This window comes from Mammaliicoccus sp. L-M44, from assembly GCF_022386355.1.
In the GTDB taxonomy this organism is placed as follows: Bacteria; Bacillota; Bacilli; order Staphylococcales; family Staphylococcaceae; genus Mammaliicoccus; species Mammaliicoccus sciuri_A.
Genome location: NZ_JAJNIU010000017.1, coordinates 13,591 through 31,541, shown reverse-complemented (window position 1 = coordinate 31,541; position 17,951 = coordinate 13,591). Strand labels below are relative to the sequence as shown.

Below are 17,951 nucleotides of genomic sequence, written 5' to 3'. Positions count from 1 at the left end.
AATCCCTCAATCCGAATTGAATTTTCGGATTGAGGGATTTTTATAGTTCTATTGCAGAAGAAAACTATTTTAAAAATGCTGGTAAATGTTGATAGCCACCTCTAACGTTAACAATATTCGTAAATCCTTTATATTCTAATATTCCTACCGCTATTGAACTTCTAACACCTGATTGACAATGTACATAAATTAGGTCATTTTTATCGAAAGGTATATCTTCATTTAAAAGTTTACCGTGAGGAATATGAATTGCTTGTTTTAAATGACCTTTACGCCATTCATCATCATTACGAACATCTAATACATTATGTTCTTCACCAGTCATTTCAGAACTATGAATAGATGATGTGACGATATTTGTTTGTGGCAAACGGTAACTTTTTACATTTTCAAAACCAATTAATTGTAAAGCATGAATAGCTTGTTGAACGGTAGATTTATCGCCAATTAATTCAATATCTTAGTCATAATCTAAATACCAACCAATTTGATTTATAAAAGTTTTATTAAAAGGAATATTGATAGTTCCATGCATATGACCACCATGGAATGCTTCTTTACTTCGAAGATCAAAAGCAGTTTGTGTATTGCTTGAACTAGGGTAAACATTATATGGTTGGTACATTTGCATACCAAATTGATTTATTTTTTTCATTTGTGAAAAATGGTGTGGTGGAGCTGGCTGATTGAGTGTTAAAGTTTCGATAAATGAAGTTTCATCTTTAACATTAAAAGCCCAGTTGTTTATTTTCTCATAACCCAAAGTAGTTGTAGGTAATGAACCTAGCGCTTTACCACAAGGACTCCCTGCACCATGACCTGGCCAAATTTGAATATAGTCTGGTAATGTTGCAGCAAATTGTATGGACTGATACATTTGTTTTGCTCCGATTTTTGTAGAACCTTCAACATTTACAGCTTTTTCTAATAGATCTGGTCTACCTACATCACCAACAAAGATGAAGTCACCGCTAAATAATCCCATTGGTATACTGGAACCCCCACCTTCGTCAGTAAGTAAAAAACTAATACTCTCAGGGGGATGGCCTGGAGTGTGTAAGACTTCTAATTTAATCTTTCCTAAATAGATAATATCTTGATGCTTAACGAAATGTGTTTGTTTAGGCATATTTTTATAATTAAATTCATCTTTACCTTCATCAGATACGTATATACTTGCATTCAATTTATTTGCCACATCTCTAATACCTGAAGCAAAATCAGCATGAATATGTGTTTCTGCAGCTTTAGTAATTGTGAATCCTTCTTTATCTGCAACTTTTAAATATTTTGTTAAATCTCGTATAGGGTCAATAATCATTGCTTCTCCTGTACGTTGACATCCAATTAAATAAGATGCTTGTGAAAAATTGTCTTCATAAAATTGTTTGAAAAACAAAAAAAACTCCTTTTTAAAATAGATTTTATTGATTAGATAAATAAGTTATGATTTGCTTGCTCAGTATGTCCAATATAAGTACCTACGCCACCATAATCGACTTCATCTCTTAATTCTTCTTTTGAAATTCCCATAACATCCATACTCATGGTACAAGCAATTAACTTTATATCTTGATCGATTGCTTGATCGATAAGTGAGTATAAAGAATCAACATTTTTCTTGTTCATTACATAACGCATCATAATATTACCTAGTCCAAACATATTCATTTTTGATAATGGCATATGTATTGGATCCTTAGGTAACATAAGGTCAAACATTTTGGAAATACCTTTCTTTTTAACGCGAGTTGATTGCGCTTTTTTTAATGCGTTGAGGCCCCAAAAAGTAAAGAAAATAGTTACATCTTTACCTGCTGCTTTAGCGCCATTTGCGATGATCATTGCTGCTACTGCCTTATCTAACTCACCGCTAAATAAAACAATTGTTGTACCTGTAGCAGTGTCATTGATTTCAAATTCTTTTGGCTTTTCTTTTTGAATAATTGCATTAATTACATTTGCTTCTTCAGTAAGATTTACAAGGGTATTCCCTGTTTGTTTCGCCCAACTTTTAATATCACTATTGAAACCAGGATCTGTAACTGTTACCTCGATTTGCTCACCCGTTGAAATATTGTTAATTTCTTTACTGATATTAACAATAGGTCCAGGGCACTGAAGACCTCTAAAATCAAATTGTTTACGATTCTCTTTGATTTCAATATCTTTTTCTATTAAAGGAGCACTATTGAAGTTCTTTGCTTCATAATCTTTATATCCACCCTTTAAATTCACGACATCATAACCTTGTTTGGCTAAATAATCGCAAGCTTTAGTGCTTCGGTTACCGCTTTTACAATGTATATAATACGTTTTGTTGCTATTCTTATTGAATGATTTAATCTCTTCTACTGGGTGTAAAGTTGAACCGTTAATGTGTCCTAATTCATATTCTTCTTTTGTTCTAACATCAATCAATTGACCCATTTTTGCCAATTTTTCTAATTCTTCTTTGTTTAATGAATTAATGTGTACTTCTTTGTATTGTTCCATACTTACCTCCTATAAATACCTATGAGGGTATAATAAAACGGATAGAATCATTTGCCAAATACCTATAGGGGTATTTGACAATTTTGTTTTAATTTATTATTATTAACTTAATCAATTTATGTGGAGGAAATGAATATGACTTATGATAAAAAAATGATTAATCGTATAAATAGAATACAAGGTCAATTAAATGGTGTCGTAAAAATGATGGAAGAAGAAAAAGATTGCAAAGATATAATTACGCAACTTAGTGCATCTAAAGGTTCTATACAACGTTTAATGGGGATTATAATTAGTGAAAATTTAATAGAATGCGTTAAAACAGCAGAAGAAAATAATGAAAGTTCTCAAGAATTAATTAATGAAGCAGTTAATTTATTAGTTAAAAGTAAATAATGGATATAGCAAATATGACTATTATGTTGCTAATTGGCGTACTGGGTGGATTTATATCTGGATTAATAGGTATTGGGGGCGCAATTATTATTTACCCAGCTATTCTTATATTGCCACCATTAATAGGTATACCTGCGTATAGTGCATATATTGCTTCGGGACTTACCTCTAGTCAAGTATTTTTCAGTACACTTAGTGGATCATTAAATGCAAGAAAACAACCAGCTTTCTCTCCTAAACTTGTTATATATATGGGAGGGGGTATGTTGATTGGAAGCATGTTAGGGGCAATTTTAGCTAGTTTGTTTAATGCTACTTTTGTAAATACGGTATATGTAATAATCGCCATACTTGCTTTAATATTGATGTTTATTAAAGTTAAACCTACTACACAAGAGACGAAATCTAAACCTTTGCTATTTATTATAGTTGGATTTGGAATTGGTGTAATTTCGGGAATTGTGGGTGCAGGTGGAGCATTTATCATCATTCCTGTATTATTAGCATTATTTAAATTACCAATGAATACGGTAGTGAACAATAGCATAGCAATTGCTTTTATATCTTCAGTAGGGGCATTTTTTATAAAATTAATGCAAGGATATATACCAGTAGAAAGTGCAATTTTTTTGATAATTGAATGATGATCATTTTCTGAAAATATTATGTGGTCATATAATATAATGCCCATCATTTCACTAATCTCTTTTATTCTCTGAGTTATTTTGATATCTCCTGGAGAAGGTGTCGGATCTTATCAAGAGTAAATTATGAAAAAAATGGTTTAAATCAATGTTCTTACTTTAAGTACATGTGTTTAACGTAAATGATAATTAGTTAAATATAAAAAGGTTATCCCAATCAATAGGATAACCTCTTTATACTTTACTTTATGGTTTGGATTCGCCACTTCAAAGAAGAAATGAAATCAGAGCATTGAATGTTCCATTTTCAAACAATATATAAATACCTAGCCCAATGAATACAATTGGTACAATCCAACGTTCATATTTCTCAATTGTTTCCGATATAAAATCGAAGGAAGCTAGACGGTAACTGACATAGCACAAAACTCCAACCATAATTAGAAAGACAATAGTGACAATAAAGATTTCAGACATACTTAAGGTCGTGAAGTACGGTATATAAATGGAAAAGTCATCCGCACTGGAAGCCAATACGATGAAAATCATCGTCAAAAATAACTGATTAAATTTTCCAGAGGAGAATAAAGATAAAATGCTACTTTCATCTTCATCCTCTTCTCCTTTAATCCATATTTTCACGCCTAGGTAAAGTGGTAAAAGTCCAAGTAGTCCGATAACCCATTGCTGAGGAATTAAATTTACAACCCCCTGTGCAACTAAAAGACTTGCTCCTATCACAATTGCAGTCCCTATATATTGTCCTATCCAAATATGTTTTACCTGACCTTTTTTTACTTGCGAAAACAAAAGAATTAATATGACGAGATAATCAATTCCTGTTGCTACATATACCGCAGTAGCCGTCAGTATCGTCGCGATCATTTTATCATCTCCAAATATTTTAGGGATAGGACTTTTCTTCAAAATGAAAAGTCCTTCCGTAAATTGCACACATATAGTACCTATTTATCCTTCACTCTCATCAGTCGCAAACTATTTAATGCTACCAAAATAGTGGCTCCCATATCGGAAAGAATCGCAATCCAAAGGGTTAGCCAGCCTGGAATAACCAATAGTAAGGCAATTATCTTAATTCCGATGGCAAACGTGATGTTCGCTTTGATGATATTTAGCGTTTTCCTGCTAAGTCTTACTGCAAATGGAAGCTTACTTAAATCATCTCCCATTAATGCAATATCAGCTGTCTCGATGGCAGTATCTGTTCCAGCACCGCCCATTGCAATGCCAACAGTGGATGCAGCAAGTGCAGGAGCATCATTGACGCCATCGCCAATCATAGCTACATTACCATGCTCGGCTTTCATTTTTTTAATATAGTCCAACTTATCCTGTGGCAACAATTCGGACTGAATATCAGAAACGCCTACATGAGCACCGATTGCTTCTGCGGTACCTTGATTATCACCTGTCAGCATAATTGTTTGCTTGATTCCTAACTGATGAAGTTTTAGAATCACATTTTTACTTGTTTCGCGGACCTCATCTGCTACAGCAATCACGCCGAGGATTGTTTGGTCCGTTCCAATAATCATGGCCGTTTTCCCTTGGTTTTGTAAAACTTTCACTTTATTTTCAAACTCAAGGCTAAAATCGGAAACATTTAATTCTTTAAAAAGCCTTGGACTGCCAATGTAATAGGTTGTTCCATCTATATTCCCTTGAATGCCCCGACCTGTAATAGAAGTGAAGTCCTTCACTCTAACATCGGAATAAGTAATATTATCTTGCTCTGCTTTCTTCATTATTGCTGAAGCAAGTGGATGTTGTGATCGATATTCTAAAGCTGTAATAATGGAAAACAGCTCTTTTTCTTCCACTTGATCATTTAACACTTTAAAATCTGTTACCACTGGTACACCTTTTGTCAGTGTTCCTGTTTTATCAAATGCGATTGCCTTAATGGCTCCTAATTCCTCTAGATAGACACCGCCTTTAATCAACACACCTTTTTTAGCTGCATTTCCAATTGCCGAGACAATCGAGATTGGAGTAGTAATAACTAATGCACACGGACATCCAACTACAAGTACCGCTAATCCTTGATAAACCCAAGTATCCCAACTTCCACCAAAGAATAAAGGTGGAACGACTGCAACGAGCGCCGCAATAACCATAATGATCGGCGTATAATATTTCGCAAATTTATCTACGAATGCTTGCGCTGGAGCGCGCTCCCCTTGTGCTTCCTCAACCAGATGAATAATCTTGGAGATAGTTGTATCCTCTACGTATTTGGTGATTTTTACTTCAAGTAGTCCCTCTTCGTTAAGCGTGCCTGCAAATACTTCATCATCTACCGTTTTGGCAACAGGGACAGATTCTCCTGTTATAGCAGCCTGGTTGACAGCCGACACACCATTTATAATGATCCCATCCATGGCAATTTTCTCCCCTGGTTTGACGATCATAATATCACCCACGGCAATATCGTCCACATGGATCATTATTTCCTGACCATTCCGCCTAACAAGTGCTTCTTTTGGGGCAATATCCATCAATGAACGAATGGACTGTCTTGCTCTATCCATAGAAAAACGTTCAAGTGCTTCACTGATTGCAAAGAGAATGACAACAATGGATGCCTCTGCCCATTCACCAATGATGGCAGCTCCAATAACTGCAACGGTCATCAGGGTTTTCATGTCGAAATCAAAGCGTATCAAATTTTGAAAACCAACTTTAAATAGTGAATATCCGCCAATTACAATCGAACTTACAAATAACATGGACGTTACAAGGTTATCTTCTCCATTTACAAAGTGAGAAAGGTAACCAAAAGCAATCAGTAATGTGGCAAACAGCAATGTGCTGTGTTTTTTATAAAACGGTATTTTCTCTTCTTTAGGAGCCTTAGTGTCTTCTTTGACCGCTTGTATCGATGGATTCGCCAGTTTTTCAGGAATTACCTTAAGATTCTCGAAAGCACCTGCTTTTTCAAGCTCTTCAACCGATGCGTTTCCATATACATCAATTTTAGAAGCGCCAAAGTTCACTTTTGCATCCTGAACTCCAGCTAGTTGTTTTACATTTTTTTCAAACTTCCCAGCACAGTTTGCGCAAGAAAATCCCTCCACACGGTAAACATTTTTATCTTCTGTTACCACTGGTTCGACCCTTCTTCTAGCCTTCTCTGGTGCCACTTTAAGATTCTCGAAAGCACCAGCCTTTTCCAGATCTTCAACGGTTGCACTGCCAAAGACATCAATTTTGGAAGCTCCGAAATTGACTTTAGCATCATGCACCCCTGATAGTTCTTTTACATTTTTTTCAAACTTCCCAGCACAATTCGCACACGAGAAACCCTCCACACGGTAAACCTGTTTATCTTCTGTTAATGTTTTTGTTGAACTATCCAATACTAGCAACCTCCCTTTGATGCAAGAAAGCTTTTTCTACAAGCTGTTTAACATGCTCATCATCTAGTGAATAATAGACTAATTTTCCTTCTTTACGGTATTTTGCTATACCTAAATTTTTCAATAATCTTAAATGATGGGATGCCGTAGCCGTTGAAGATTCAATGATATTAGCTACATCACAAACACATAACTCTCCCTCTAAAGACAAAACATAAGCAATTTTAACTCTTGTATCATCTGATAGAGCCTTAAAAACTTTCGCTACATCCATAGGATTCTGTTTAGCAAGGTCTTTTTTAGCCCTGTTTACCTTATCTTCATGAATATAGGTAACTTCACACATATCTTTTGTCATAATTACCCTCCTTATTCAAATGACTGTTTGTTTGATGATTATAATATATCCCACTATAAACAAATAGTCAAATGATTGTTTGAATGATATATAATTAATATTAAAAAGGATTGGTTTCTAATGTTAGAAACCAATCCTTTCGGAGATTTTAACCAAATTTTAAAGTATCTTAAACATAACTGCCCCGTTAGTTTAAGTGCATCCTTTCACAATCTGTCTACAGATTAATAATAAAAACTACTCTTTATTATACAGATCTCCATATAATTTTTGAATTTGGTTCTGTAATTTTTTATTTTCTTTTTCTAATTCCATAACTCTTCTTTTTAAGGTTTTTATAAGGATTTCCTCCGAACGAGAACTTTTCTTGGGTTTTGAGACTACATTTGATGTTATTTGACGCTCACGAAGGGATTCGATTCTTTGCCTAATATCGTGTTCCTTATAAAGCCATGATTTAGAAACATTAGCTTCCTTTGCTATTGAATTAAAATTAATAGCTTTACCTTCAATCGAAAATTTAGAAATCGCTTTGTCTACTTTTTCTCTTGTCTTTTGTGATTTCTGCTTCGCCAAACGTACAATTTCTGTTGTATTTCTAACTTGTTTATTCATTGATAATTACCCCGTTAAACTTCCAATGATTTGTTCTAAACGCTCTTTAACACGGCTATTAGTCTCTATTTGTCTTTGCCATTGTTTATCCTTTGCTATGGTTAATAACTCTTCTGTACGCTCTAACTGTTCTTCGTGCTGTGGTAAGAATTGCTTACTGGTACAGAAGTGAGTGCAATCTAAGCATGCATTCGCATGTGGACAACCACCTGCTATTACTGGCAATCTACAATAACCATTTGGAAGCACTTGTGCATTTATATTTTTCTTGAACCATTGAAGCTCTACATCATCGACTTCACTATCATCATCTAGATTGAGCACATCTCCATTATTGGTAACCAGTTTTTCTTGAAATTTAGTAAATTCATTTTTTAGAGTTTCATCAAAGATATGAGCGTATCTGCTTGTCATTTCTGGGCTTTCATGTCCCAAAAATTTCTGCACAATATGCTGGGGCACCCCGTTGTTAATCATTCTTGTTCCTACTGAATGGCGAAAGGCATGGGCATGGAATCTATAAATCTCGCCTAATTTATCCACTATATTTTGCTCATAAGCTAATTTATTTAATTCGCCTCTAAATGTTTCTTGTTTTAATGGCGATCCATCTTTTCTTGGAAAGAGGTATTCACTATCTGGAAATTCCTCTGAAACTTTATCTTCCCGAACTTTAATAAGTAAAACTACCTCTTTAGATATTGGAACTATATGCTCCTTTTTCATTTTCCATTGATAATACTTTAAAAAGTAATCTCCATCTTTGTCCTCTAATAAACAGCCTTTTTTCAAGGTGCACAATTCACTTATCCTCATTCCACATTCTTGAACAATCATAGTCATCGTAGCTATATATTCGGGTAATTTATCAAGATGACTGTTCAATTGCTCTAGAACGAATTCGTCTATAAAGCGAGGTTTTGCTCTTGGTATTTTCGGATAGTCCTCGGGATAAATTAATAATTTGGAAGGAACATCATCCCATTCTAGCCTATGAAGGGTACTAAATAGTCCTTCCAATATAGAGATCCTCCCAGTTATTGTACTAGGTTTTATCCCCATCATGTTTAGTTCACTTAAATATGCTTCAATTTCCACTCTCGTTAATTGGTGTACTCTCTGAACGTGTTTAAACTTTATGTCCAGAAAATTAAAGAACTCTTTAAGTTTTTGGGCAATATCACTTACATAGGAAAAGCTATCCATGTTCAATCTTAACTTACAATATCTTTTTACAAGCTGTTTAAAATATGTATTCCGAAACCCTTTAAAGTTAATTGTATATTCATATTGTGTTGGGTTAACCTTATCATCTGGCAAAGGTAAGTTTCGTCTATCCCAAACGTCTTTATCCCACTCCTCTCCATCAAAATAAAAATCCTCATAAAACTCAATAAATTGTTTAAGATTAGTAACATAGTAAGAATTAGCTTTTACAGGTGTTTTTTCTTGATTAGCAGTAATCTTATAATTAGTGGTGGTAATTCTAACACCCTGTTTTGTCAAATATGTTCTATACTCCGTCATTGCTTTATCAATAGGAACTTCAGTAATTGAAGTAATGCTGGGATACTTTAAATCTAAAAAATCCAACATTTTATTAATTACTGTTCCTTTTCTAATCCAGACAGTTTTTGCATTCCATATTCCATTGTTTAAATGGTAAAAATAAAAATATTTCAATTCTGTTCTTAACCACAGATTTTTAACACGTTCAAAACGAACCCAACGATTTCTTAAAGCAGGATTCTTACTTAATTCTATGGCAGAAGGATGTGGACATTTTCTTATATCCCAACTATTATTAGCCCAAAACCCTTGCATTTCTTCATTCATTACAGCTATTTTTTTGCTGATCTCACTCTGACTGATAATTTTCCTTTTACTAGAAGCATTCATTTAGCTGGTATTCTTTATCTAGTAATAAATACAATGGATACGGCTTATTCTCCACTTCTATCCTTTGAACCCTCACACGCGCCCCCCTCTTTAAACACTTTAAGTACTACAAATTATAAACCTTGTTAATTTTTATTTAAAGTAAAATCTCCCTTTAACATCTCCTCCTGAACTACTTTAACTACTATTATTTATTATACTATGGTTAATATGTCTCCACTTGGGTGGTTATGGCCAATAATCATACCCGTTGCGTTACTTAATATGGCTGTTTTAAATATTTCTCGAGGATGTATAACCGCAAAATTAATGGTTCCTATAGAGACGGTTTCAATATGTGTAGGTTCATTTTTGCTATTCAAGCAAATTAAAATGAAGTGTTCTCGGTCAGCATTTCCTATGAAGTCACGCATAATATCAGCAGCGTCTTTTGGTTCTTCAATACGTCTTTTTAAATACCAAAGTGTATCTTCTTTAACCATTTGGACTTTGACAACATCTATTCTTTTTCTACTCATTATGGATAAGCTCTATACTTTCTATTAAGTCAGGGTGAACAATGGATGTGATAGAATCATCATTCATATAAATGGAATATAGCTCATCTAATTCTGAATTATTTTTTTTGTTTGATGAAAAGGCGATAATGCCTTTAATAACATCGATGTGTGGTTGATGCATTAAATATTGGTATACTTCTTTCCATGTTTGATTCATTCTATTTAGTCTCCTTTAATGGTTTAATTGTCCATGCCTTTCTAGCGTATGGATTTAATGGATGCATGATTTCATTTGTTTGAGGATTTGTTAATATACTGATTTTCTTACTGTGAGGTTTTAACATGTCTAATACTTCATTCACTCGATTTTCCACAAGAGGTTTTTTTCCGTAGGAACCCCAAGCCAATAAAACACTATCGGCTTCTTTGACAGCTTTCATAATGTGAATATCCGTGTGCTTGTCATGGCTGTTTTCGATATGTTTTAAATTAATGGGGGTATCAATATTTGAAAAAAGATTTATAAAATTAACGCCACCATATTCATCTTTTTCAGCTACTTTATTGACAATAAGTTGTGTTGTAAGGTCAACGTTGATAACACCATCATAATGAGGATACATCGTTATAATTGTAAGTACTTCTTTATCAATATCCCAAGTTTTCTTGAGAAGATAACGATGCATTTTATCCTGACTAAATATCGCTTCAGTTTCTAATACACTTTTGATTGATTTCATTTTATCTAACTCCTTTATTTAATATTCTTCAGGTAACAACATGACGTAATAAGAAAGGTCTACATCATCTTCTCGGATAATGTAGACCTTATTAATATTGATAGCTTTTGAATAATTTGCCTTATGAATTTTTACGTACTCTGGACGTTCTTGCTTATGTTTGATATATAATTGACTATTATGCATATTGAACTGGAATATATGAAAGTAATCAATCTCTTCTAGTTCCTTGAATTGTTCGTTTTCGCGTTGCGCTACAAGTTTCCATAACTGTTGCTGCAACATTGCTGGCAAGTAATTGGCAATACTACGTGTAATATAACGTTTCATGCTCATTTCTCCTTTTCTATATCTTTCATTATTGTAATAACTTCTGTAATGACTGTGACGCTTATCTGAGCTATGTGTATCCATTTATTCATTATTATAATTCTCCTTTTCAAGTAAGTGTCTTTGATCTAGTAGTGGCATAACTGTGTTATGAAGATATAAGAAGTCCATATCGTTTGTTTCATCAATATAACCAATCGCAATAAGTTGTTTTTGATAGTAGAGGATAAAGGGGTATATATGCCTTTCATGAAGTGTGTCAGAGTAGTAAGTATACGTATGAAGGATTTTGTTGGTAAGCGGACCAAGTCTGATATATTGATCAGGAAGGATATTATCTGCCACTTCATCGATAGATTCACATTCCCATTTTTCGTCCTTTGGCAGATTGAATAAGTTAGTTATATACTCTTTGAGTTGTTTTTCTAGTGTCATGGTTATGACCTCCTATAATGTTTTTGATGTATACATGTAATACACCATATAGATAATATATGCTTCAAAAAAATTTTGTTTCGTTTGTGAATCCCATTGTTATTAAGAAAATATCCCAATAGAAAATTATCACAATTGTTGATATGACAAGGAAATCCCATTATCCCGCTCATTTCTCAGGAAATATAGCGATATATTTATATATCATTTGGATTTGGTGGTGTCAGTACGACTTACTTTTTCTTTTTATATTATTTATTTATAAATAATAATGGGATTTCGGGATTACGCTTGCGTAATCCTTATCCTACATGTATTTATCAAATCCCATTGCTATCCCGTTCATATTTTATTTTGGGATGTTCTTTCGTCATACAATATAAGCTTCACATTGAGTTGTGACTTGTTAGTATGTTGAAAAGATTCGTTAGATGGGTGTTATTGAATGACGAAAGGACAGTACATAGATATTAGATTTGAAGAAAGAGCGTTTGAGGCAAAAATAAAGACGAAGTGCTGAGGAGCACTTCGTCGAGAGGGGTATTATTGAAAAGTTGTTTAATAATTTCATTATTGAGTTTTAGTGTAACGTAGAACTGTTTTTTATGATTACCGTCTTTACGAATATCAATACGGTCAATGACTGTAAGATATAATGCTTTGAGTTGTGCTTTATCCATTGATTCTATATTTTGAAATATTCGTTGTAATAGGGCAGCGATTTGTTTCGTATCATAAGATAGTTTCTCTTGATTTTGTTGCTGTTTGAGTTGATTCATTTGATTTGTAATGTCATTGAGTTGTGTTTCATATTGATGAATAGTTGCTTTCAATGCAGATGTTAGGTCCGGATTATCTTCAATGGTTTTAACTAAATTATGGAGTTTCCCGCTGACTTCATCGTATTGTTGTTGTTTATAAGCGATATCGTGGTTCAATGCACCAATATCGACTTTATTTTCTTGATTGACACGTTCTAAGACTTGGTTAATGACTTTATCACTTTTGACAATTTCGAGTATTTGATCCATGACGTATTTCTCAATCACATCAGCTCTAACGCTATTCGCAGAACATACTTTTGAGCCTTTGTTTCGGAAGTTACTGCAAGAATAATAACGTATTCGCTTCTTGGTACCATCTTTCAATGTGTTCGTTGTGTTACTAGCTGCCATTGGTGCACCACATTGTGGACAATGAACGATACCTGTTAATAGATTAGTTCCTTTACCGTGGACTTGAGGTTTTTGACTGACTTGTTTTTTACGTAATTGGACTTTATCCCATAAGTCTTGAATAATAATAGGGGAATGCTTACCTTCAGCTATTATTGGTTTATCATTCAGCCCTTTACGACGCTTTTCATTCCAATCTTTGTACTTTGCGAATTGAATTTTACCAACATAGAATGGATTAGATAAGATATAGGTCACTGAACCAATACTGAAAGGCTTTCCTTTTTTAGTCACGTATCCTTTGTGATTGAGTGCATTCGCAATTTTACGATATCCGTGGCCTTTAGCATATGACTCAAATATATATTTGACAATATTCGCTTCATGTTGGTTTATCATGAGTTCATGCTTGCTATCCGGTATTTTGTCATAGCCCAGCGGCAAATTGCCTTGATAATAGCCTTCTTGAGCGCGTCGGGTTTGACCCATGAATACATTTTCGACAATATTATTTCTTTCAAATTCTGAAAAACTCGCTAGAATTTGTAGCATCAATTTACCACTGCTTGTATTGACTTCCATACGCTCAGATAAGCTGAAGAATTCGACATTTTGACGATGAAGGTCTTCAACAATTTTGAGTAAGTCAGAAGTGTTACGTGCTAGTCGGTTTGTTTTGTAGACCATAACAGAATCAATCTGACCTTCGTTCGCATCTTTTAACAAACGTTGTAGTTCTGGTCGGTTCATAGATTTTCCAGAGATACCTCTATCCGCGTATACATCTACAACAACAAAGTTATTGAAATCACAATATTCTCGAATTTGATTGATTTGTCCATCGATACTATAGCCTTCAGTACTTTGGATTTCCGTTGATACACGAACATAGATACCGACACGTTTTTGTTTGAGTTGTTGCATGATTTTTTCATCCTTTCTGATTAAGCAATCGATGATTGCGAGGTTTGGTTCACAATGTTCAATGGTTCATTTTTGAAATAGATCCCAACAAGGGCTTTATTTTTTGTAATGCGAATTTCATCAATATAGGGATGCAGCATGTTTAACGTGAAACTTTTCTGTATAACCTTTTGTAGTGATGTTTGTAACTGATTATCACTTATGGAGGATATGGTTTTGTGCTTTTGATTCATCAAATGAGTCTGTTTTCTGAATGATTCAGCATCAATCATACCTTTGGCAAGTTTATCTATCAGTTGTTCTTGAGTTAGCGTACTTTTAGCTTCTATCACTCTTTGTTTTTTGAGGCGTTGATGAATTGCATTATTAATTTTTGAATAGAGCTGTTGGTTTTGAAAGAAGTTCTGACATGTAGCTAAGACTTGAACTTCTAATTTTTGTGCATTTATTCCTTTGAATGAACAGACAAAGCGAGATTCATTCATATTTTTAGGACAAATATAATATCGCAATGTATGTTTTTTTCTTATTGTCATATTTGTCAGTGTTGAGTCACAACAAGGACATTTGATCTTTTGTTTCAGCTGATTCTCTGAAGGTATACAGTGAAGTTGCTTCTTATTACGGATTGCTTGAGCATGTTCATATTTCGTTGCCGAAACAATAGGTGGTACCATATTGTTATATTGACCATATTGATTGATGACACGACCACAATAATTTGGGTTCATAATTATATTTCGTACCTGATAAGGCTTGCGGGTAATAAGTTTATTATCGTCTTCTAAATATTGTGCAATCTTCTTGTAGCCATATCCTTGAAGATAATAATTGAATACAGCTTTGACGGTAGGTGATTCATCATTATTAATGATGAAAGTACCATTTTGATAGTGATAACCGAAAGGCGCATGGGTCGTTATGAGTTTACCTTGTTTTGCCTTTTCTCTAAGTCCATTTTTGACTTGTTCTCCAATATTATCGGATTCAAGTTCAGCCAGACTCATGAATATATTGAGTTTTAGGCGATCAAACGCTTTATCCATATCAAAATAGCCATCATGAACACTTAGAATATGAACATGATATTTTTGACAGAGTTTCATGAGTTTTAATGCATTTTTCAAGTTGCGATGAAGTCGATTCAAGCGATAACAACATAATACGTCACATTGTCTTTGTTGGATGCGTTCGGTGACTTGTTGATAGCCTGTTCGATTATCTGTTCTGCCTGATTGCTTATCACTAATGTATTGGATATTTTGAATATTGTGCTTTGGAGCTAATAATTCTATTGCTTGCTTTTGAGCTGGGAGTGATTGTTGTTTCGTTGTACTTTGGCGCAAATAACCAATGGCTCGTTTCATAGTATTTCCTCCTTTCAAAGAGATAATATATATTTATGAACGAAATTATAGATAAGCCCAACACCAGTCGGGTGTTGGGCGGTATTATTAGTCATCAGCGTGATTGATTTCTTCAATAACCAGATCGGCTAATAGTATGATTAATTCGTCCATGTATATCACCTCATTATTCATAGTATTAACAACAATTCTTTAGTTGCATCTCAAAAGTAGTAACGAATTCGATATTCTTCTTTGAGCAAATTTTTTTAAATGAATGTAATCTTCATATTCTCCATATGCAACAATGGACGTAGGTTTGATTACTTTCTCCAAAATGTCATTTATTAACTTGTACTCCTCAGTGTAAGTGTTACTTATTTGACGACCTTCTTGTTTACAGCATTCCTTCACAGTATCTAGGGGTGTGCTTTCTAAGTATTCAAATCTTTCATCTTCAATTTCGTGAGCTAGTGCTACTGTATTCATAGTACAATTCCTCCATTGATTTAATATTTGTGCTACAACACCTTTAAATAGGTGTTGTAGCAAATTTATTTAATAACATATTTTAAGCTTTAAAAGTCAATATCACCGTTTTTATCCCATTCTCTTGCTTTTGAAATCATGTCTCGTAGTATTGGATGTTGGTGTTCAGAGATAAATGATAAGGGTATATTGAATTTACTTTTTTCAGATAGACCAAAAATAGGAGCGTATGATTTATCAAGCTTAAGATGATAAAATACGATGGTTTTTGGTTTGCCTTCTTTGTCTTTGACACTACGTTTTGTTGTTTTACGATTGGCGTCTGACTGGATGTAATCTTTATCCCTCAGTGCATCAATGACATTATTTGTATCTTGGAAATTATGTTCTTTTAACATATTTTTAAAAACCGAGGCAATCATTTTCACCTGGATATGATCATCTTCAAGTGAAATCATTCCATAATTTTCAATAAGCGTTGATAACCTAGTGTCGTCAGAAAACTTACCACGATTTTGTGCTACAAATTGGACAATGACTTCAATTGCTTTATCAGCTAGGCTTCGCTCACTAACAGAATCTAAATGATAGTTAATAAGATAGTCCCTTACAGCATTCAAATCAACAGGTGTGGCAATGACACGTTCCAATATACGTGCTGATGTTGTAATGGTTGCATAGCGTTTGAACATCCGAATTCCTGTATTGCTGGTTTCCTTTTCTAGTTGAGTTTTGAACCTTAGGTGCTCATTTTGGAACCATTTAATGACTTCTTGTTCACGATTGAGTAGATATTCAGCTACTAATGGCATGATATGACCATAATTAGCTGATGTTGCTTTTTTAATAGTATCTGCGTTGTCAGCGTTAGTTGTAAAAGCTTCAGATATTTCAATGGTACGTACATTCAAACCATCATTACGTGCACTATTATTGAAAATACTGTGTTCGGCAGTACTAATTACTGAGGTTCCCCAGTTTTTTAGTGACTTGACTTCTCCGTGTATATTAGAACGTTGTCTTCCTTGACCTTCGGCAATTGAATAGAGCAAACCAGTTGTATCTTTAAAGGTTGCAGATGACAGTTCGTCCAATACAATAGGTACACCATAGTTGTTACTTAGATATCCTTCAAGCGCGTTTCTAGTGCCATTCCATGATCTAAACAGCGTATTACTACCTTTAGTAGGGTTGCCGGTTATTGAGACTCCTAAAGCCGCTGCAGTTGATTTACCCGTGCTTGAATTTCCCGTAAATGAGAAAATCGTACCTGCGAATTCAACCTCATGTTTTGTTTTTAAAAACGCAGTTACTAATGAAGAAATACCAAACACTACAGCAAGTTCGAGTAACAAGTTTCCTTTTACTTCATCAAGATACATTTGCCACCAGTCTTCAAAAGTGCCTTTAGGTTGTAGATCGTACTGTGTTTCACAAATGATTTCATCCGCCTGCGACTGTGTAATTTCTTTTGAAAGATATGGTTCATCTAATGAAATGACGACACCTTTATCAGTATTTAACACACCGACACCCGTATACAACGATGACAGAGGCAGTGATTGGCGCATTAATTGTAGTGCATTGCTTAATGATTTAATGTACTTCTCATTGATGCTGAAGCCATACATGATTAGTGAAGGTAACTTTTGCGATGTTAAAATATCTGATGTTTCAATACGTTCAATATTTTGTCCGTTGGAAATAACTAGTTTCTCAACCCCAGATTTGGGGTCAAGAAACTTGTTTTTAATTAAAATTGGACTAGATAAGCGTATGGACTTTTGCTGATCATTTTTACCTTTCGGTGGTATAACTTCATACCATGAATCTTCAGTAAGCCAGTATGGATATTCACTAAAGATGATGTTAGTCATTAGTTGTTACCACCTTTCCAGTTATTTTGATGATTCATCGGATTTGGTGCAGTCTTAAGGTAGAGCAAAGATGAACCTTTTTTTCCAACTACAATGAATGGAAGGTTAGGTGTATATTTTACAAAATGTGCAAACCAACGACCAACATCTTGTTGAATTTCAGTCGAGCACAAAACATTAGCCCTCACATTCAAATCGTGATACATAAACAGGGTGCCTACAGGTAAATTAAATGCGATGCTTGTAACAGCACGTTTTAGTGAATAAAATTCTTTTTCTTTCATAATAAGTTCCTCCAAATAAGTCTTATTAGTCAATCAATACTGTAGATGCTTAACACCTCAATG

Annotated in this window: 17 protein-coding genes and 3 pseudogenes; 2 read left to right on the top strand and 18 right to left on the bottom strand. The window is 34.1% G+C overall.

Features of this window, described 5'->3' with window-relative positions; genetic code table 11:
- Positions 1-64: 64 nt before the first annotated feature.
- Both cstB and LQ611_RS10110 read right to left on the bottom strand, forming a co-directional pair.
- A pseudogene (gene cstB / locus LQ611_RS10115) lies at positions 65-1,399 on the bottom strand (persulfide dioxygenase-sulfurtransferase CstB).
- Positions 1,400-1,431: 32 nt separating this feature from the next.
- Entirely contained in the window at positions 1,432-2,496 is a 1,065-nt protein-coding gene (locus LQ611_RS10110; protein WP_000438836.1) for a DsrE/DsrF/DrsH-like family protein, read from the bottom strand.
- A gap of 135 nt (positions 2,497-2,631) precedes the next feature.
- Here LQ611_RS10110 and cstR point away from each other — a divergent pair, with 135 nt between their 5' ends.
- Both cstR and LQ611_RS10100 read left to right on the top strand, forming a co-directional pair.
- Positions 2,632-2,892: a persulfide-sensing transcriptional repressor CstR gene (cstR, locus tag LQ611_RS10105; protein WP_000220507.1), complete on the top strand. Its 261-nt coding sequence runs from the start codon at positions 2,632-2,634 to the stop codon at positions 2,890-2,892.
- Positions 2,892-3,530: pseudogene (locus LQ611_RS10100) on the top strand (sulfite exporter TauE/SafE family protein); the annotation flags it as partial. The gene cstR and the pseudogene LQ611_RS10100, both read left to right, overlap by 1 nt.
- A gap of 273 nt (positions 3,531-3,803) precedes the next feature.
- Here LQ611_RS10100 and LQ611_RS10090 read toward each other — a convergent pair.
- The 16 genes and pseudogenes from LQ611_RS10090 to ssb form a co-directional block, all read right to left on the bottom strand.
- Positions 3,804-4,421: a CadD family cadmium resistance transporter gene (locus tag LQ611_RS10090; protein ID WP_000562107.1), complete on the bottom strand. Its 618-nt coding sequence runs from the start codon at positions 4,419-4,421 to the stop codon at positions 3,804-3,806.
- A gap of 80 nt (positions 4,422-4,501) precedes the next feature.
- Entirely contained in the window at positions 4,502-6,916 is a 2,415-nt protein-coding gene (locus tag LQ611_RS10085; protein WP_000378485.1) for a cadmium-translocating P-type ATPase CadA, read from the bottom strand.
- Positions 6,909-7,274 carry an ArsR/SmtB family transcription factor gene (locus LQ611_RS10080; RefSeq protein WP_000159127.1) on the bottom strand — a complete coding sequence of 122 codons (366 nt, stop codon included), beginning with the start codon at positions 7,272-7,274 and terminating at the stop codon, positions 6,909-6,911. Before LQ611_RS10080 ends, LQ611_RS10085 begins: the two co-directional genes overlap by 8 nt.
- Before the next feature lie 237 nt (positions 7,275-7,511).
- Complete coding sequence (locus tag LQ611_RS10075) at positions 7,512-7,889, bottom strand: DUF6262 family protein (RefSeq protein WP_001041908.1); 378 nt, start codon at positions 7,887-7,889, stop codon at positions 7,512-7,514.
- A gap of 6 nt (positions 7,890-7,895) precedes the next feature.
- Positions 7,896-9,788, bottom strand: a complete 1,893-nt coding sequence (locus tag LQ611_RS10070) for a site-specific integrase (RefSeq protein WP_002485298.1) — start codon at positions 9,786-9,788, stop codon at positions 7,896-7,898.
- Positions 9,784-9,864, bottom strand: a pseudogene (locus tag LQ611_RS14285) (site-specific integrase); the annotation flags it as partial. The pseudogene LQ611_RS14285 and the gene LQ611_RS10070, both read right to left, overlap by 5 nt.
- Before the next feature lie 118 nt (positions 9,865-9,982).
- Positions 9,983-10,306 (bottom strand): JAB domain-containing protein, encoded by a 324-nt coding sequence (locus tag LQ611_RS10065; RefSeq protein WP_000088091.1) that lies wholly within the window; start codon positions 10,304-10,306, stop codon positions 9,983-9,985.
- Positions 10,299-10,505, bottom strand: coding sequence for a hypothetical protein (locus LQ611_RS10060; RefSeq protein WP_001077283.1), 207 nt, complete (start codon positions 10,503-10,505; stop codon positions 10,299-10,301). The genes LQ611_RS10065 and LQ611_RS10060 overlap by 8 nt, the downstream gene beginning before the upstream one ends.
- 1 nt (position 10,506) lies before the next feature.
- A complete protein-coding gene (locus tag LQ611_RS10055) occupies positions 10,507-11,028 on the bottom strand; it encodes a DUF1643 domain-containing protein (RefSeq protein ID WP_000836008.1) in 522 nt (173 codons plus the stop codon).
- Positions 11,029-11,046: 18 nt separating this feature from the next.
- Positions 11,047-11,358, bottom strand: a complete 312-nt coding sequence (locus LQ611_RS10050; protein ID WP_000833212.1) for a DUF960 family protein — start codon at positions 11,356-11,358, stop codon at positions 11,047-11,049.
- Between the two features lie 84 nt (positions 11,359-11,442).
- Positions 11,443-11,793 carry an SAUGI family uracil-DNA glycosylase inhibitor gene (locus LQ611_RS10045; RefSeq protein ID WP_239705862.1) on the bottom strand — a complete coding sequence of 117 codons (351 nt, stop codon included), beginning with the start codon at positions 11,791-11,793 and terminating at the stop codon, positions 11,443-11,445.
- Between the two features lie 470 nt (positions 11,794-12,263).
- Positions 12,264-13,892 carry a cassette chromosome recombinase CcrB gene (ccrB, locus tag LQ611_RS10040; protein ID WP_001186596.1) on the bottom strand — a complete coding sequence of 543 codons (1,629 nt, stop codon included), beginning with the start codon at positions 13,890-13,892 and terminating at the stop codon, positions 12,264-12,266.
- Positions 13,893-13,912: 20 nt separating this feature from the next.
- Entirely contained in the window at positions 13,913-15,259 is a 1,347-nt protein-coding gene (ccrA, locus tag LQ611_RS10035) for a cassette chromosome recombinase CcrA (protein ID WP_000816499.1), read from the bottom strand.
- Positions 15,260-15,451: 192 nt separating this feature from the next.
- A complete protein-coding gene (locus LQ611_RS10030) occupies positions 15,452-15,727 on the bottom strand; it encodes a hypothetical protein (protein ID WP_001791132.1) in 276 nt (91 codons plus the stop codon).
- An 89-nt stretch (positions 15,728-15,816) separates the two neighbouring features.
- A complete protein-coding gene (gene cch1, locus LQ611_RS10025; protein WP_000181743.1) occupies positions 15,817-17,604 on the bottom strand; it encodes a cassette chromosome replicative helicase in 1,788 nt (595 codons plus the stop codon).
- Positions 17,604-17,888: a cassette chromosome ssDNA-binding protein gene (gene ssb / locus LQ611_RS10020; RefSeq protein ID WP_239709555.1), complete on the bottom strand. Its 285-nt coding sequence runs from the start codon at positions 17,886-17,888 to the stop codon at positions 17,604-17,606. The genes cch1 and ssb overlap by 1 nt, the downstream gene beginning before the upstream one ends.
- Between the last annotated feature and the right edge of the window lie 63 nt (positions 17,889-17,951).

Excerpts from the sequence above, each read along its gene's own strand:
- ssb (WP_239709555.1), bottom strand. The coding sequence starts at position 17,888 with ATGAAAGAAAAAGAATTTTATTCACTAAAACGTGCTGTTACAAGCATC.
- LQ611_RS10055 (WP_000836008.1), bottom strand. The coding sequence starts at position 11,028 with ATGAAATCAATCAAAAGTGTATTAGAAACTGAAGCGATATTTAGTCAG.
- LQ611_RS10045 (WP_239705862.1), bottom strand. The coding sequence starts at position 11,793 with ATGACACTAGAAAAACAACTCAAAGAGTATATAACTAACTTATTCAAT.
- LQ611_RS10070 (WP_002485298.1), bottom strand. The coding sequence starts at position 9,788 with ATGAATGCTTCTAGTAAAAGGAAAATTATCAGTCAGAGTGAGATCAGC.
- cch1 (WP_000181743.1), bottom strand. The coding sequence starts at position 17,604 with ATGACTAACATCATCTTTAGTGAATATCCATACTGGCTTACTGAAGAT.
- ccrB (WP_001186596.1), bottom strand. The coding sequence starts at position 13,892 with ATGCAACAACTCAAACAAAAACGTGTCGGTATCTATGTTCGTGTATCA.
- LQ611_RS10110 (WP_000438836.1), bottom strand. The coding sequence starts at position 2,496 with ATGGAACAATACAAAGAAGTACACATTAATTCATTAAACAAAGAAGAA.
- LQ611_RS10080 (WP_000159127.1), bottom strand. The coding sequence starts at position 7,274 with ATGACAAAAGATATGTGTGAAGTTACCTATATTCATGAAGATAAGGTA.
- LQ611_RS10090 (WP_000562107.1), bottom strand. The coding sequence starts at position 4,421 with ATGATCGCGACGATACTGACGGCTACTGCGGTATATGTAGCAACAGGA.
- LQ611_RS10075 (WP_001041908.1), bottom strand. The coding sequence starts at position 7,889 with ATGAATAAACAAGTTAGAAATACAACAGAAATTGTACGTTTGGCGAAG.
- LQ611_RS10030 (WP_001791132.1), bottom strand. The coding sequence starts at position 15,727 with ATGAATACAGTAGCACTAGCTCACGAAATTGAAGATGAAAGATTTGAA.
- ccrA (WP_000816499.1), bottom strand. The coding sequence starts at position 15,259 with ATGAAACGAGCCATTGGTTATTTGCGCCAAAGTACAACGAAACAACAA.
- LQ611_RS10060 (WP_001077283.1), bottom strand. The coding sequence starts at position 10,505 with ATGAATCAAACATGGAAAGAAGTATACCAATATTTAATGCATCAACCA.
- LQ611_RS10050 (WP_000833212.1), bottom strand. The coding sequence starts at position 11,358 with ATGAAACGTTATATTACACGTAGTATTGCCAATTACTTGCCAGCAATG.
- cstR (WP_000220507.1), top strand. The coding sequence starts at position 2,632 with ATGACTTATGATAAAAAAATGATTAATCGTATAAATAGAATACAAGGT.
- LQ611_RS10065 (WP_000088091.1), bottom strand. The coding sequence starts at position 10,306 with ATGAGTAGAAAAAGAATAGATGTTGTCAAAGTCCAAATGGTTAAAGAA.